This window comes from Stenotrophomonas sp. P5_A8 (assembly GCF_056400545.1).
The window spans coordinates 15,276-29,377 of the sequence record NZ_JBFULB010000013.1; the positions used below are offsets into that span (position 1 = coordinate 15,276).

The following is a 14,102-nucleotide window of genomic DNA, read 5'->3' on the forward strand; positions in this document are numbered from 1 at the left end:
CATCAAGGCAGACTGCACAATCGTGGCCACTGACAACCTGACCCACCTGGCCGCGTTCGCCGCCGTGGCCCGGCACCGCAACTTTCGCCGCGCCGGCGCCGAGCTGGCGCTGTCGACCTCGGCGGTGAGCTATGCGATCCGCGCGCTGGAAGAGCGGCTCGGGGTGGGACTGTTCCACCGTACTACCCGCAGCGTGGCCCTGACCGAGGCCGGCCAGCGCCTGCTCGAGCGCCTGCAGCCGGCGCTGGAGCAGGTGCACGACGCGTTGGAAGAGATGAACCACTTCCGCGCGGCCCCGGCCGGCCTGCTGCGCATCAATGCCACCCGCGCCGCCGTGCAGACCCAGTTGGGCCCACGCCTGGCGCGCTTCCTGCAGGCGCACCCGGACGTGCGCATCGAGCTGGCCCAGGACGATGGTCTGGTGGATATCGTCGCCAGCGGCTTCGATGCCGGCGTGCGCCTGCACGAGTCCGTGCCCGAAGACATGGTGGCCGTGCCGCTGGGGCCGCCACTGCGTGGCCTGATCGTGGGGTCGCCGTCCTATCTGCAACGCCGGCCGGCACCGCGTCATCCGCGCGAGCTGGCCCAGCACGAGTGCGTGCGCTTCCGCTTCGCCAGCGGTCACCTCTACAAGTGGCAGTTCGAACGCGATGGCCAGGAGTTGGAGGTGGACGTGCCCGGCCGGCTCACCCTGGGCGACCAGCACACCATCCTGCAGGCGGTGATCGACGGCCTTGGCCTGGCGTACGTGCTGGAGGATTCGGCGCGCCCATATCTTGATGATGGACGCCTGGTGGCGGTGCTGGAAGACTGGGCCGAACCCTTCCCCGGYTTCGTGCTGTATTACCCGCGCCARCGGCAGATGTCTTCTGCGCTGCGCGCATTCGTGGATATGGTGCGGGCGACGGCGTGATGTGCGTGGCGGTTGCCGAGGTGACGCTGCCGATGGCACGCTTGCCCGCCCCACCGGATGCACCGTGACAATGACCGTACAGACGCCCGCCGACATCCAACAGCAGCTCGGGCAGGCGTTTCCCGCGCTGTACCACCAGCTGCATCGCGACCGCATGCTGGACTGGGGCACGTTCTGCCACGGCTGGATCACCAGCGTGTATCCGACCCTGCGTGCGCGCCCGCCGTTGCTGTTGTATGCGCGCGAGTTCGAACTGATCGCGCCGGCCGATATCGTGGGCCACGCCGAACAGTTCACCGATGCAGACAGCCACGTGCGCCTGCGCGAGGGCCTGCAGCTGTTGCCCTTCGGCAGCACCGGCGCGGGCGACTACTACTGCTTCTGGCACGATCCGGGTGCACCGGGCGAGCCGCGCGTGGTGCTGCTCTGGCACGACGATGACCGCGTGGACCTGCTGGCATCCAACCTCCAGGATTTCATCTTCCGGATGATGGTCGATGCGGTAGCCGACCTCGATGGCAGCCTGCTGGAAGAAGGCGATATCGCCGACAACCTGCAGCGCTGGCTGGACTCGCATCGCGCCTATCTGCACGCCACGCAGGTGCAGGCGCTGGAGGCGCTGTATGCCGATCCTGCGATCCTGGCCGGTGGTGTGGGCGAGGATGCCGCCACCGCGTTGATCGATCGCGTCATCGGCTTCGAGGGCATCGATACCCGCTTCAGCTATGTGCCGGCATGACGGTTACTCATGCCCGCGTCTGACGCACCGAGTGACGCGGACTTCCGCGCGCTGGCCGACCAGCTGCAGGCGCTGGATGCCGGGCGGTTGCCGCCGCCATTGCCGCCGCACCTGCGCGCGCACCCGGTGGCTGGCCTGGCCGCCATCGGGCAGCTGGACCAGGCCGTGGTGGCGCTGATGGGCGATGTGCCCAACCCGTGGCGGGGCCTGCTGTTGCGATGACCTGCCAGGGGTAGAGCCACCCCACGGGTGGCTGCACGCAGCAATCGAACCGGCAACGCCGACCGACGGCGTTCCCCCGGCCCGTGCCGGCTCCCCCGGATCAGCTGGCGACCGGGTAGTCGGTATATCCCTCCGCCCCGCCGCCGTAATACGTAGCCCGATCCGGCACCGCCAGCGCCACGTCGTTTTCCAGCCGCGCCACCAGGTCCGGGTTGGCGATGAACGGCTGGCCGAACGCGGCCAGGTCGATGACGCCGTCGTCCACCAGCTGCAGCGCCCGCGCGCGGGTGAGGCTGCCGGCCAGGATCAGGGTGCCGCCGTAGCGTTGCTTGAACGCGTGCAGGAATGCGTCGCTCAGGACGGACACGCGGCGTGCATGGTTGTCGTTGAGGTGCACGTAGGCCAGCCCGCGCGTGCCCAGCGCCTGCGCCAGGTACAGGTACGCCGCTTCGTTGCCGACGTACTCGGGCATGTCGAACTGCAGGTTGTTCGGGGCCAGTCGCACGCCCACCCGGTGCGCCCCGATCCGCGCGGCCATCGCATCGACGGTCTCCAGGATCAGGCGCGCGCGGTTCTGCAGCGTGCCGCCGTAGCCGTCGGTGCGGTCATTGGTGACCGGGTTGAGGAACTGTTCGAACAGGTAGCCGTTGGCGGCATGAAGTTCGATGCCGTCGAAACCGGCGGCGATGGCGTTGTCGGCCGCGCGCGCGAAGTCGTCGACGATGCCGGGCATTTCGTCGGTGCGCAGGGCACGCGGCGGGGTCGGATCGGCCTGCCCACGGGTACCGTCCTCGCGGTACACGAACGCGCTGCTCTTCGGGTTGCTCGCCACCGGACGCGTGCCCGCGCTGACCGGCTGTCCGCCGTCGGGCTGCAAGGATGCGTGCGACATGCGGCCCACGTGCCAGAGCTGGGCGAAAATGACGCCCCGTTCGGCATGCACGGCCGTGGTGACCTGCTTCCAGCCGTCCACCTGTTCGGCCGACCACATGCCCGGCACGTCGATGTAGCCCTGGCCCTGCGCCGACACCGGGGTGCCTTCGCTGATGATCAGCCCGGCACTGGCGCGTTGCCGGTAGTACGCCGCGGTGAGGGCGTTGGCCACGCTGCCGGGGTTGCGGGCGCGGGTCATCGGGGCCATGGCGATGCGGTTGCGCAGGGGGGTACCGGCGAGGTCATAGGGCTGGAAAAGCAGGGCGGTCATAAAGCGGAACTCGTGGGGAAGGGGGCGCCAACGGCGCGACCCCTTCAAGATAAGGTTGACCTGCAGGCACATAAAGGCCTTAAATTTCCCGGCAACGGGGACATTTTGTCCCCAATGGAGCGCGGCGATGCTGCCAGTGGAATCGTTGAACGGGCTGGCCACCTTCGTCACCACCGCCCGCTCGGGGACGTTCACCGAAGCGGCCGAGACCCTGGGGATTTCGCGCTCGGCGGTCGGCAAGGCGATCGCGCGGCTGGAAGAGCGGCTGGGCGTGCGGCTGTTCCATCGCACCACGCGGCGCATTTCGCTCACCGCCGATGGCCAGGCCTATTTCGCCTCCTGCGCCAGCGCGCTGGAAGACATTGCCTCGGCCGAGGCGTGCCTGGGCTCGGCCTCGCACCTGCCCGCGGGCCGCCTGCGCATCGACATGCCGTCCTCGTTCGGGCGGCTGATGATCCTGCCGGTGCTGCTGCGCATCTGTGCCGAACACCCCGAACTACAGCTCACCCTGACCTTCACCGACCACTTCGTGGACCCGGTGGAGGAAGGGATCGACCTGCTGATCCGCTTCGGTGGGCTGGACCAGGCCCAGCACCTCGTCGCGCGGCGGCTGGGCACGCAGCAGCTGATCACGTGTGCGTCGCCGGACTACCTGGACAGGCACGGCACGCCCGGCACCGTGGACGCCCTGCATGCCCATCGCAGCATTGTCGGCTATCGGTATGGCCAGCCGGTGGCGTGGCGGATCGGCGAGGACGCTGCGCAGGCGCGCTTCATCCCCAGCGGCACCCACCAGCTCAATGATGGCGATGCGGTGATCGAGGCCGCCATCGCCGGCCTGGGCATCTGCCAGATGCCGCATTTCCTGGTCAAACGTCACCTGCAGGCGGGGGCATTGCAGCAGGTGCTGGGCCATTGCATGCAGCACCATGTCGAGATCCACGCCCTATGGCCGCAGACCCGGCACCTGCGACCGAAGGTGCGGTTTGTGGTGGATGCGCTGGCGACACTGGCCGATGCCGGTGCGTTTGACTGAGCCAGGCGGGCCACCGGGCCTGGCTGCAGCAGCACGCCGACGGCGGCCGTTCCTTCGCCTTGGCGGTCGTCGAAAAGCCCAGTCCCGTCGGTCCGCCACGCAAGGCCGGGGGCGGCATCCACATCTGCCCGGGCTTCCGCTGCAACCCCTGCACCGGCATGCGGCCTGGTGCAGTAGCCAGTTGCTGGCCTGGGGATTTTCCAACGGCGCGCGCGTGGCGCGCCGTTGGCCGCCTGCTACAAGCGGGCCTTGAGCCCCATCTGCGCCGAGACGCTGCGGTAGGCGTTGTCGTCGCGCTGCAGGCCCAGGTCAGCCCATGCCGACCAGCGCGTCCCCAGTTGCAACATCGCGCCGCCGCGCAGTTCATAGCGGTTCTTCGGCACRGCGCCCTCGATCCGGGTGTCGTCCATCCAGACGCTGTTGCGGCTCGAGTCGCGCAGCCAGTGGGCGGACACGAATGGCTGCACGTGCCGATCTTCATTGCGCACATCGCCCATCACCCGCACGCCCAGCCGCGATGACAGCCCGCCCGCCGCCCCCGTCGCGACCTGCGTGCCATTGCGTTCAACCAGGCGCTCGGCACGGTAGTCGGTATAGGTCAGCTGCAGTTGCGGCTGCACCAGCAGCATGGCCGAATCGCGCAGGCGAAGCTTCCAGGCGTAGCCGGCCTCCAGTGATGCGGCGTGCGTGCGTGCATCCTGGCGTTCCTTGCCCAGGCCGATGCCCTGCACGGTGGTGCGGTAGCGGCCGTGTTGCAGCCAGCTGTCGAGATAAGCACCCTCCTCGACGTCCGGGCGCTGCATCCAGGTGGCATAGATGCCCAGCGCCGCGCCCTTGACGGTGCCGGTAGCGCTGTACCCGCTCAGGTGCGAGCGGACATCGGTGGAGGCCTGGCCGGCAGCCAGCAGCACGCCGGCGCGGCCCTGGCTGGTACCGCCCCAGTGCAGCATGTCCAGGCCGCTCATCACGGTGGACGCGCGGCCCTTCAGCGCGAGCTGACCGGCCATGTCCTGCCGGGTCTGGGTGCTGGTCACCCGCAGCCAGCCGGCGTCGCGCGCATCGCCCGGGGCATACGCACCCTCGCGGTCATGCAGGCGGTGCTGGAACATCGACACGGCAGCGGCCTGATTGGCAAGATAGGCGCCGGCTTCGGGACGCAGGATCTGCGGCGGGCGAGGGCGGTCGCAGCTGTCCTCGTTGTCCACCTCGCACGGATCCGGCGGCAGCACACAGCCCGGGCCGTCGCGATCGGTCGCGCACGGGTCCGGCGGGACGACGCCGCAGCCGGGGCCGGTGGGGTCGCTGTCGCACGGGTCTGGCGGGGCCACGCAACCGGGGCCATCGGGATCGGCGTCGCACGGATCCGGTGACGTCGGCGCCAGTTCCGAGCGCAGGTACCAGCCGCCGTCGCCGGGGGTGTTCACCCCGCCCTTGTGCAGGAAGTAGTCGTACTGCCCGGCCACCGCACGACCGTTCAACCGGTACACGGCATCGGAGGCGCCATCGACCTGGATCAGCTGGATGCCGTTGACCGTCTGCCCGCCGAGCCCGCGCACGTTGTTGACCTGGACACTGGCCGTGCCGCGGGTATCGCCGCGCACGTGCAGTGTGTCGATCAGTGAATCATCAGCGCCCAGGGCGCCATTGAAGACCAGCAGCGCGTTGTCTGCGATGAAATCGCCCTCCACGGTGAGCCGGTTGAAGCGCGTGGCGCCGGCGGTGGACAGGGCCAGGGTGCTGTCGCGCAGATCCAGCTGGCGCACGCTGGAATCGCCCGTGAGGGTCCAGCGGCTGTCGTTGGACAAGGAGACCTGGTTGACCACGCTGCTGGCGCCCTGCCAATGCGAGCGCCCGTTGAGTTTCACGCGGATGTCGGCCACCACCGGCACGCCGGCGGCGATGTCGTCCGGGGTGATCACGATGTCGCCCCGTGCGTAGACATCCTGGTCCAGGGTGACGTCGAAGGGACCGGCGAACGCAGCATCCACGTGCATCAGTGTGCCGCTGCCGCCGATCAGCCGGGCGCCGTTGCGTGCCGCCACATGACGCGCCGCACGCACCCAGAACGTGGCGGCCTGCGCGCTGCTCAGCGAGCCGCCATCGATGTCCAGGCTGCCATTGGCATTGACCACCGCCGCCGCCGCGTCCAGCCCGGCAGTGCTGACGTGCGTATTGGAAAGGGTCATCTCCCCGGCGCCACCGCTCAGCACGCCATAGCCTTTGTCGCCGGTAGTGGCGATGACGCTGTCACGCAGCCCGATGGTGCCGCCCAGCCGCGCCACGGCACCGATGCCGCCAAACCCGGTGGTGCGCACATCGACGCGTTCGGCCTGGAACGTCGGTCGTGCGCCGCCCGTATCCATCGAGGCATACAGACCATGCGCCGACGCGCCTGCCGTGCTCACCCGCACTCCCTCCAGGGTCACCGCACCGGCGCGGTTGTCGATGGCCACACCCTGGTCGGTCTCGGTGATGATGCTGCCGCCCCGCATGCTCAACGAGGAAGCACCGGGCAGCCAGATGCCGGTGCCGACGTAGCCGGTGGTGTGGATATCGACATCGGTCAGGCGCACCTCGTTGCCGCGGCCGTTGATGTTCAGCCCATAGTGTCCTACATCGATCTGCGTACCGATGATGTCCACCTGGTTGTCATTCCACAGGAACACGCCGCTGCCGCGCTCGTCGTCGGCTTGCAGCACGCCGCCTTCGATCCGCAGCGTGCCGCTACTCAGCTCCACTGCCCCGGAGGCGGTGCCCGCGACCCGGATATGGGTGTCGATCAGGGTCACCGTGCCGCTGCCCGTCACGCCCTTTGCGAAGTCGGCGCCGGTCTCGATGGTGCTGTTGGACAGTGTCAACATGGCCCCGGTGTATACCGTCGCGCCGGTACTGCCATTGCCGTAGGTGGTGATGGCAAGTCCGTCGCCGTCGATGCGTCCGCCGTTCTCCGCGAACAGGCCATGGGCGTTGTGGCTGGTGGTGCCGATGACGGTGTCGCGCAGGGTCACGGTGGCATTGGATGCCGACACCGCGTGCGACTGGTCGCCGGTGGTATGGATGCTGCCGCCGCTTACCTCGGCGACCGCGCCGTTGCTGGMGGCGATGCCGTTGGAGACACGGCCGCTGGTATCGAGCGCCGCATCGCGCAGCAGCAACGTGCCGCCGTCGACTTGCGCGGCATGGGCGCGTACACCGCCGGTGGAGAGAGTCACGCCTTGGCCGGTGGCGTCGGTGAGCAGTTCGATGCGGCCGCCAGTGGCGATCGACAGGCCGGCGCTGTAATCGCCACCGGTGGTGAGGGTGCCACCGGTGAGCGTCACCGTGCCGTCGCTTTCGGCGCGCAGGCCGGCGGTGTTGCTGCCCGTGGCGCTGATGGTCACCGGGCCGTCGGCACGGATGCTGCCAGCGTTGAGCGCATGGAAGACGTAGCCTGCCGCCGCATCGTCGGTAGTCGCATAGGCGCCCGGCGCGGCCACTTGCTGGGTGCCGTCGGCGATGATCGGACCGGCGCTCTGGGCCCAGGCGGCCGAGGCGCTGCACGCCAGCGACGCGGAAATGGCAAGAGCGAGCAGGTGCAGGCGCTGTGGGGCGCGTGAAACGGCAGAAGTCATCGGAGGGCCATCAGTGCAGGAGGCCGCGACTGTAGGGGGATGCCTACGAGCGATATATGCAATTAATTGCAAATGCGGCTAACGCTAGCTGGCGCCTATTTGCGACACACCTTGTCGCGTCCCGCCCCCCATCGGTCCCTGTTGCGCCCGGCGCGGCTACCACGTGGACCGGAGGCCCATCTGCACCGAAACGCTGCGATAGGCACCGTCGCCGCGTTGCACGCCCAGATCGCCCCACGCCGACCAGCGCATGCCCAGCTGCAGCATCGCGCCACCGCGTAGCTCGTAACGGTTTTTCGGCACCGCACCGTCGATCCGGGTGTGGTCCATCCAGATGCTGTTGCTGCCTGACGCGCGCAGCCAATGCGCCGAAACGAAGGGCTGTACGACGTGATCCACGCTGCGAACATCGCCCGTCATCCGCAGGCCCAGGCGCGAGGACACCTCGCCGCCGGCGCCCGGGGCCACCTGGGTGCCGTTGTGTTCGACAAGGTCATCGGCACGGTAGTCGGTATAGGTCATCTGCAGCTGCGGCTGCACCAGCAGCGTGGCCGAATCGCGCACGCGGCGTTTCCAGGCGTAGCCGGCTTCCAGCGTGGCCGCATCCGTGCGCGCCTGTTGGCGTTCCCCGGCCAGGGCGATGCCCTGCACGCTGCTGCGGTAGCGCCCGTGCTGCACGCCGCCATCAAGGTAGGCGCCGTCCCCGCCACCGGGGTGTTGCATCCAGGTGACGTAGACGCCCACCGCCGTACCCTTGACGATGCCGGTGGCGGCATAGCCGCTGCGCTGCGAGCGGACATCGGTGGCGGCCCGTCCTGTACCCAGCAGCACACCCGCACGGCCCTGGCCGCCCGCGCCCCAGTGCAGCAGGTCCACGCCGCTGGTCACCGTGGTGGTGCGGGCGCTCAGGGCCAGCTGGCCGTCGACCGCTTGACGGCGCTGGGTGCTGCCCACGCGCAGCCAACTGGCCCCGCGTGCCGCGTTCGAGGCGTACGCACCATCGCGGTCATGCAGGCGGTGCTGGAACATCGACACGGCAGCGGCCTGGTTGGCCAGGTAGGCGCCGGCTTCCGGGCGCAGCACCTGCGGCGGGCGCGGGCGGTGGCAGGGGGCGGTGTTGCCCGCCTCGCAGGGCGTGGGCGGCAGTGCGCAGCCGGGGCCGTTGGGGTCGAGCACGCACGGATCTGGCGGGGGAACAACACAGCCGAGGCCGCCGGGATCGGCCTCGCAGGGGTCCGGCGGGATGACGATGCAGCCGGGGCCTGTCGGATCGCTGTCGCAGGGATCCGGCGGCGTCATGCAGCCGGGGCCATCGGGATCGGCGTCGCACGGGTCCGGTGTGGTCGGCAGCGTCGCGCGCAGATACCAGCCGCCGTCGCCGGGCGTGTTCACGCCGCCCTTGTGCAGGAAGTAGTCGTATTGGCCCGCCACGGCGCGGCCGCGCAACGCGTACGTCGCATCGGACGCACCCTCGACCTGGATCAACGCGATGCCGTCGACGGTCTGTGCGCCAAGGCCATGCACATTGTTGACCTGGATGGCCGCCGTGCCACGGGTGTCGCCGCGCACGCGCAGGGTATCGATGGGCGAGTCATCGCCGGCCAATGCGCCGTTGAAGATCAACAGCGCGTTGTGCGTGTCGAGATCACCGTCCACGGTGAGGCGGTTGAAGTTGCCTGCACCCACGGCGGACAGGGCCAGGGTGCTGTCGTGCAGCGCCAGCTGGCCCACGCTGGCATCGCCGGTCAGGGTCCAGCGGCTGCCATCGCGCAGCGAGACCTGGTTGACCACGCCGCTGGCGCCCCGCCAATGCGAACGCCCATTGAGGTGTACGTGGATATCGGCCACCACCGGGACGCCGGCACCGATGTCGTCCGGGGTGATCATGATGTCGCCTTGGGCGTAGACGTCCTGGTCCAGGTTGAGATCCAGCGGACCGGCGGAGGCCGCATCGACCTTCATCAACGTGCCGTTGCCGCCAAACAGCCGGGCGCCATTGTGTGCAGCCACGTGGCGCGCGGCGCGCACCCACAGGGCGGCATCGCGCGCGCTGGTCAGCGACCCACCGTCGATGTCCAGGCTGCCGTTTGCATTGACCACAGCGGCCGCCGCGCCGAGTCCTTCGGTACGGACATGGGTGTCGTGCAACGTCATCACGCCCGTGCCTCCACTCAACACGCCGTAACTGTTGGCACCGGCCGTGGTAATCGTGCTGCGGCGCAAGTGGGCGGTTCCGCCGGAATGGGACAGGGCGCCGATGGCACCGTCACCGCCGGTGTCCACCGCGATCCGGTCTGCCTCCAGCATCAGGTCTCCGGAGAAAATGTCCCATTCGGCGTTGAGCCCATGTGCCGACGCGCCGACCGTGCTCACCTGCACGCCCTCCAGCGTGACCCCACCGCCGAGATTGTCGACGCCCCTGCTGTTGTCGCCGAGGGTGATGATGCTGCCGCCGAGCATCGAAAGGCGCGGACCCGAGCTCAGCCAGATGCCGGCGCCGTTTGCGCTGGAGATACGTATGTCCACATCGACCAGACGCGCCTCTCCGCTGCGGCCGCCGTTGCTGAGCCCGATGAATCCGGCCCCCATCTGCGTGCCGATGATGTCCACCTCGCTGCCGGCCGCCAGGCGCACTGCGGTGCTCTGCGCATGATCGGCCTGCATCGCGCCGTTCTCGATCCACAGCGTGCCGCCCTGGAAGTCGACGGCGATCGACGCGCGGCCCGCGACCCGGATGTCGGTGTCGCGCAGGGCGATGGCCTTGCTGCCGATCACGCCGTGGGCCGCACCCCCCAAGGTTTCGATGGAACCGTTGGACAGCGTAAATGTTCCGCCGGCGGTAGCGACCGCACCGGCGCTCCCCGCTTCGTGGGTGGTGATGGTCAGCCCGTCGCCCTCGATATGGCCGCTGTAGTAAGCGGCCATGCCATGGGACTGGTAGCCGGTTGTGTCGATGATCGCGTCGCGCATCCGCAACGTACCGCCGTTCMCCTCCACCGCGGGGCTACGGTAGCCGCTGGTGGAAAAGACCATGCCTTGTCCGGCGGCATCGGGCAGCAGGTCGACCTGGCCACCGGACAGGATCGACAGCCCGATGGCGTAATCCCCATGCGTGGTGATGCTGCCGCCGTTGAAGATCATGCTGCCGTCTTTCTCGGCACGCACCGCTGCGGTGTTCTGGCCGCTTGTCGTCACCGTCACCGGTTCGCTGGCTCGGATGCTGCCGCCATTCAATGCATGCAGGACATGGCCCGCGGCCCCATCTGCGGTGCTGCGATACTCACCGGGAGCGGCTTCTTCCCGGGTGCCGTCGGCGATGATCGGGGCAGCGTGTTGGGCGAGGGCCGCCGAGGCGTTGCCGGCCAGTGCGGCGGCGATGGCCAGGGCAAGCAGGTGCTGCGAGGACGAGGCGGGGGCAATCATCGGGCGGCCACGGTGCGGTATGCCGCGAACTCTAGGGAGGCGGCCGCCCGCGCGATATGCAAATCCTGGGAAAACCGCCCTGCGACTCGGTGGGGGGCGCGGCGAGAGCCCGTCATTTGGGTGCGGGCCAGGCTGCATGTATACTATCCCCCAGTATAGTTCTCTGGCCGCGCTGTCCATGCCGCATTCCCCCGAAGAAAAGAAGAAGGTCCTGGCCCGCGTGCGCCGCATCCGCGGTCAGTGCGATGCGCTCGACCGGGCGCTGGAGGGCGGGGCCGAGTGCGCGCCGGTGCTGCAGCAGATCGCCGCGATCCGCGGCGCGGTCAACGGGCTGATGTCCGAAGTGATGGAAGCCCACCTGCGCGAAGAATTCGGCCAGCCGGCGCAGTCCGATGCGCAGCGCGCCGAGCGCGTGCGCGACATGAGCGCGCTGATCCGTTCCTACCTGAAATGAGCGCGCGGGCGACCGCGTGCTGTTCTGTCTTGTCTACTACTCTGGAGTGTTGCCGATGAAATCCCGTGCCGCTGTTGCGTTTGGTCCCGGCCAGCCGTTGAAGATCGTCGAGATCGATGTCGCCCCGCCGAAGAAGGGCGAGGTGCTGGTCAAGATCACCCACACCGGTGTCTGCCACACCGATGCGTTCACCCTGTCCGGCGATGATCCGGAAGGCCTGTTCCCGGCGGTGCTGGGCCATGAAGGCGCGGGCATCGTGGTGGAAGTGGGCGAGGGCGTCACCAGCGTGGCGCCGGGCGACCACGTCATTCCGCTGTACACCGCCGAGTGCGGTGAATGCCTGTTCTGTACCTCGGGCAAGACCAACCTGTGCGTGGCCGTGCGCGCCACCCAGGGCAAGGGCGTGATGCCCGATGGCACCACCCGCTTCAGCTACAACGGCGAGCCGATCTATCACTACATGGGCTGCTCGACCTTCAGCGAGTACACGGTGGTGGCCGAAGTCTCGCTGGCCAAGATCAACCCCGAAGCGAACCCGGAGCACGTGTGCCTGCTCGGCTGCGGCGTCACCACCGGCATCGGCGCGGTGCACAACACCGCCAAGGTGCAGGAAGGTGATTCGGTGGCCGTGTTCGGCCTGGGCGGCATCGGCCTGGCGGTGATCCAGGGCGCGCGTCAGGCCAAGGCCGGGCGCATCTTCGCCATCGACACCAACCCGTCCAAGTTCGACCTGGCCAGGCAGTTCGGTGCCACCGACTGCGTCAACCCGAAGGACTTCGACAAGCCGATCCAGCAGGTGATCGTGGAGATGACCACCTGGGGCGTGGACCACACCTTCGAGTGCATCGGCAACGTCAACGTGATGCGTGCCGCACTGGAATGCGCGCACCGTGGCTGGGGCCAGTCGGTGATCATCGGCGTGGCCGGCTCGGGTCAGGAAATCTCGACCCGTCCGTTCCAGCTGGTCACCGGCCGCTCGTGGAAGGGCACCGCCTTCGGCGGCGTGAAGGGCCGCAGCCAGCTGCCGGGCATGGTCGAAGACGCCATGAAGGGCGACATCGAACTGGCGCCGTTCGTCACCCACACCATGGACCTGGAGCAGATCAACGATGCCTTCGAGCTGATGCACGAGGGGAAGTCGATCCGCTCGGTGGTGCATTACTGAGCCGGCGGCATGGGCCTGACCGACTTCTGGAAACGACGCACGGCACCGGCAGTACCGGTGCGGGATGCGCTGGTGGACCGCATCGAGCAGGCCCTGCGCGAGCTTGGCTGGCTGCACGGCGAGGTGGGTGAGCCGGCGGCGGTCACCTCGGCCTTTGGTGGCGAGGAGATGCCGTTCGAGCAGTGGCTGACGCAGGTGTTCCTGCCACGCTTGCACGAGGCAAGGCGCAGTGGCCAATGGCCACCACGCAGCCAGGTGGCCGTGGCCGCCATGCGCAACCTTGATGGCGTGCCGCAGACCGGAACACTGCTGCGGCTGCTGGCCGAGCTGGACAATGACATCAACGCCGGGACATCGCGCTGACACGCGCCCGGCTCACGGAGAGACCATGGAACGCATCGAACATCGCGCCGCCTCCGGCGGCTGGCAGGACGTGTACCAGCACCGCTCGCAGGTGCTGGGCTGCGAGATGAAGGTCGCCGTCTACCTGCCGCCACAGGCCGCCACGCAGAAGCTGCCGGTGCTGTACTGGCTGAGCGGGCTGACCTGCACCGAGCAGAACTTCATCACCAAGGCCGGCGCGCAGCGCTATGCCGCCGAACACGGGGTGATCCTGGTGGCGCCGGACACCAGTCCGCGCGGGGATGACGTCGCCGATGCCGACGGCTACGACCTGGGCAAGGGCGCCGGCTTCTATCTCAACGCCAGCGAGCAACCGTGGGCGGCGCACTACCGCATGTACGACTACGTGGTGGACGAGTTGCCGGCGCTGATCGAGGCGCATCTGCCGGCGACCGATGCGCGCAGCATCAGCGGACATTCGATGGGGGGCCATGGCGCGCTGGTGATCGCGCTGAAGAATCCCGGCCGCTACCGCAGCGTGTCGGCGTTCTCACCGATCGTCGCACCGACCCGCGTGCCCTGGGGCCAGAAGGCCTTCGCCGCCTACCTCGGCGAGGACCGCAGCAGCTGGTCGGCCTGGGATGCCAGCGAACTGGTCGCCCGTGCCGAAGAGCGCCTGCCGTTGCTGGTCGACCAGGGCGGCGGCGATGAATTCCTCGACACCCAACTGCAACCGCAGTGGTTGCAGGCCGCCTGCACCGCTGCCGGCCATCCGCTGCAGTTGCGCCTGCAGCCGGGCTACGACCACAGCTACTACTTCATCAGCAGCTTCATCGGCGAGCACATCGCCCACCACGCCAAGGCGCTGCACGCCTGATCGGCACCCCACGCCAACGCGCTGCACGCCTCATCGTAGAGCCGACCGTTGGTCGGCTGCACRCGGTGCCGRAACGGTAGAGCCGACCGTTGGTCGGCTGCACGCGGTGCCGGAAC

At 68.7% G+C, this 14,102-nt stretch carries 11 protein-coding genes; 8 read left to right on the forward strand and 3 right to left on the reverse strand.

Translation table 11 applies throughout. The features are described 5' to 3' along the window. The first annotated feature begins 22 nt into the window (after nt 1-22). The 3 genes from AC1DQP_RS02070 to AC1DQP_RS02080 all read left to right on the forward strand — a co-directional run bounded on the left by AC1DQP_RS02070 (nt 23) and on the right by AC1DQP_RS02080 (nt 1,874). Nucleotides 23-913 carry a LysR substrate-binding domain-containing protein gene (locus AC1DQP_RS02070; RefSeq protein WP_256777339.1) on the forward strand — a complete coding sequence of 297 codons (891 nt, stop codon included), beginning with the start codon at nt 23-25 and terminating at the stop codon, nt 911-913. A gap of 70 nt (nt 914-983) precedes the next feature. After that, nucleotides 984-1,652 (forward strand): SMI1/KNR4 family protein, encoded by a 669-nt coding sequence (locus AC1DQP_RS02075; RefSeq protein WP_457319265.1) that lies wholly within the window; start codon nt 984-986, stop codon nt 1,650-1,652. 9 nt (nt 1,653-1,661) lie between these two features. Next, complete coding sequence (locus AC1DQP_RS02080; RefSeq protein WP_457319262.1) at nt 1,662-1,874, forward strand: hypothetical protein; 213 nt, start codon at nt 1,662-1,664, stop codon at nt 1,872-1,874. 100 nt (nt 1,875-1,974) lie between these two features. Here AC1DQP_RS02080 and AC1DQP_RS02085 read toward each other — a convergent pair whose 3' ends face one another. Continuing rightward, complete coding sequence (locus AC1DQP_RS02085) at nt 1,975-3,078, reverse strand: alkene reductase (protein ID WP_457319263.1); 1,104 nt, start codon at nt 3,076-3,078, stop codon at nt 1,975-1,977. Nucleotides 3,079-3,205: 127 nt separating this feature from the next. Here AC1DQP_RS02085 and AC1DQP_RS02090 point away from each other — a divergent pair, with 127 nt between their 5' ends. Next, nucleotides 3,206-4,114 carry a LysR family transcriptional regulator gene (locus AC1DQP_RS02090; RefSeq protein ID WP_256777336.1) on the forward strand — a complete coding sequence of 303 codons (909 nt, stop codon included), beginning with the start codon at nt 3,206-3,208 and terminating at the stop codon, nt 4,112-4,114. Between the two features lie 236 nt (nt 4,115-4,350). Here AC1DQP_RS02090 and AC1DQP_RS02095 read toward each other — a convergent pair whose 3' ends face one another. After that, nucleotides 4,351-7,725 (reverse strand): autotransporter outer membrane beta-barrel domain-containing protein, encoded by a 3,375-nt coding sequence (locus AC1DQP_RS02095; RefSeq protein WP_478051017.1) that lies wholly within the window; start codon nt 7,723-7,725, stop codon nt 4,351-4,353. Between the two features lie 156 nt (nt 7,726-7,881). Beyond that, nucleotides 7,882-11,148 (reverse strand): autotransporter outer membrane beta-barrel domain-containing protein, encoded by a 3,267-nt coding sequence (locus AC1DQP_RS02100; RefSeq protein WP_478051018.1) that lies wholly within the window; start codon nt 11,146-11,148, stop codon nt 7,882-7,884. 178 nt (nt 11,149-11,326) lie between these two features. Between AC1DQP_RS02100 and frmR the strand changes: the two genes are divergently transcribed. Genes frmR through fghA form a run of 4 tightly spaced genes read left to right on the forward strand, consistent with a single transcriptional unit; the run spans nt 11,327 to nt 13,986 of the window. Continuing rightward, nucleotides 11,327-11,602, forward strand: coding sequence for a formaldehyde-responsive transcriptional repressor FrmR (gene frmR / locus AC1DQP_RS02105; RefSeq protein ID WP_256777333.1), 276 nt, complete (start codon nt 11,327-11,329; stop codon nt 11,600-11,602). A 55-nt stretch (nt 11,603-11,657) separates the two neighbouring features. Continuing rightward, nucleotides 11,658-12,767 carry an S-(hydroxymethyl)glutathione dehydrogenase/class III alcohol dehydrogenase gene (locus tag AC1DQP_RS02110; protein WP_457318621.1) on the forward strand — a complete coding sequence of 370 codons (1,110 nt, stop codon included), beginning with the start codon at nt 11,658-11,660 and terminating at the stop codon, nt 12,765-12,767. Between the two features lie 9 nt (nt 12,768-12,776). After that, nucleotides 12,777-13,130, forward strand: coding sequence for a YqcC family protein (locus tag AC1DQP_RS02115; RefSeq protein WP_457318620.1), 354 nt, complete (start codon nt 12,777-12,779; stop codon nt 13,128-13,130). A 25-nt stretch (nt 13,131-13,155) separates the two neighbouring features. Continuing rightward, a complete protein-coding gene (gene fghA, locus AC1DQP_RS02120; protein WP_457318619.1) occupies nt 13,156-13,986 on the forward strand; it encodes an S-formylglutathione hydrolase in 831 nt (276 codons plus the stop codon). Nucleotides 13,987-14,102 lie beyond the last annotated feature (116 nt).

Bases quoted from the DNA above. Each gene is read 5' to 3' on its own strand.
- AC1DQP_RS02080 (WP_457319262.1), top strand. From the start codon at position 1,662: ATGCCCGCGTCTGACGCACCGAGTGACGCGGACTTCCGCGCGCTGGCC.
- frmR (WP_256777333.1), top strand. From the start codon at position 11,327: ATGCCGCATTCCCCCGAAGAAAAGAAGAAGGTCCTGGCCCGCGTGCGC.
- AC1DQP_RS02075 (WP_457319265.1), top strand. From the start codon at position 984: ATGACCGTACAGACGCCCGCCGACATCCAACAGCAGCTCGGGCAGGCG.
- AC1DQP_RS02110 (WP_457318621.1), top strand. From the start codon at position 11,658: ATGAAATCCCGTGCCGCTGTTGCGTTTGGTCCCGGCCAGCCGTTGAAG.
- AC1DQP_RS02090 (WP_256777336.1), top strand. From the start codon at position 3,206: ATGCTGCCAGTGGAATCGTTGAACGGGCTGGCCACCTTCGTCACCACC.
- AC1DQP_RS02085 (WP_457319263.1), bottom strand. From the start codon at position 3,078: ATGACCGCCCTGCTTTTCCAGCCCTATGACCTCGCCGGTACCCCCCTG.
- fghA (WP_457318619.1), top strand. From the start codon at position 13,156: ATGGAACGCATCGAACATCGCGCCGCCTCCGGCGGCTGGCAGGACGTG.
- AC1DQP_RS02115 (WP_457318620.1), top strand. From the start codon at position 12,777: ATGGGCCTGACCGACTTCTGGAAACGACGCACGGCACCGGCAGTACCG.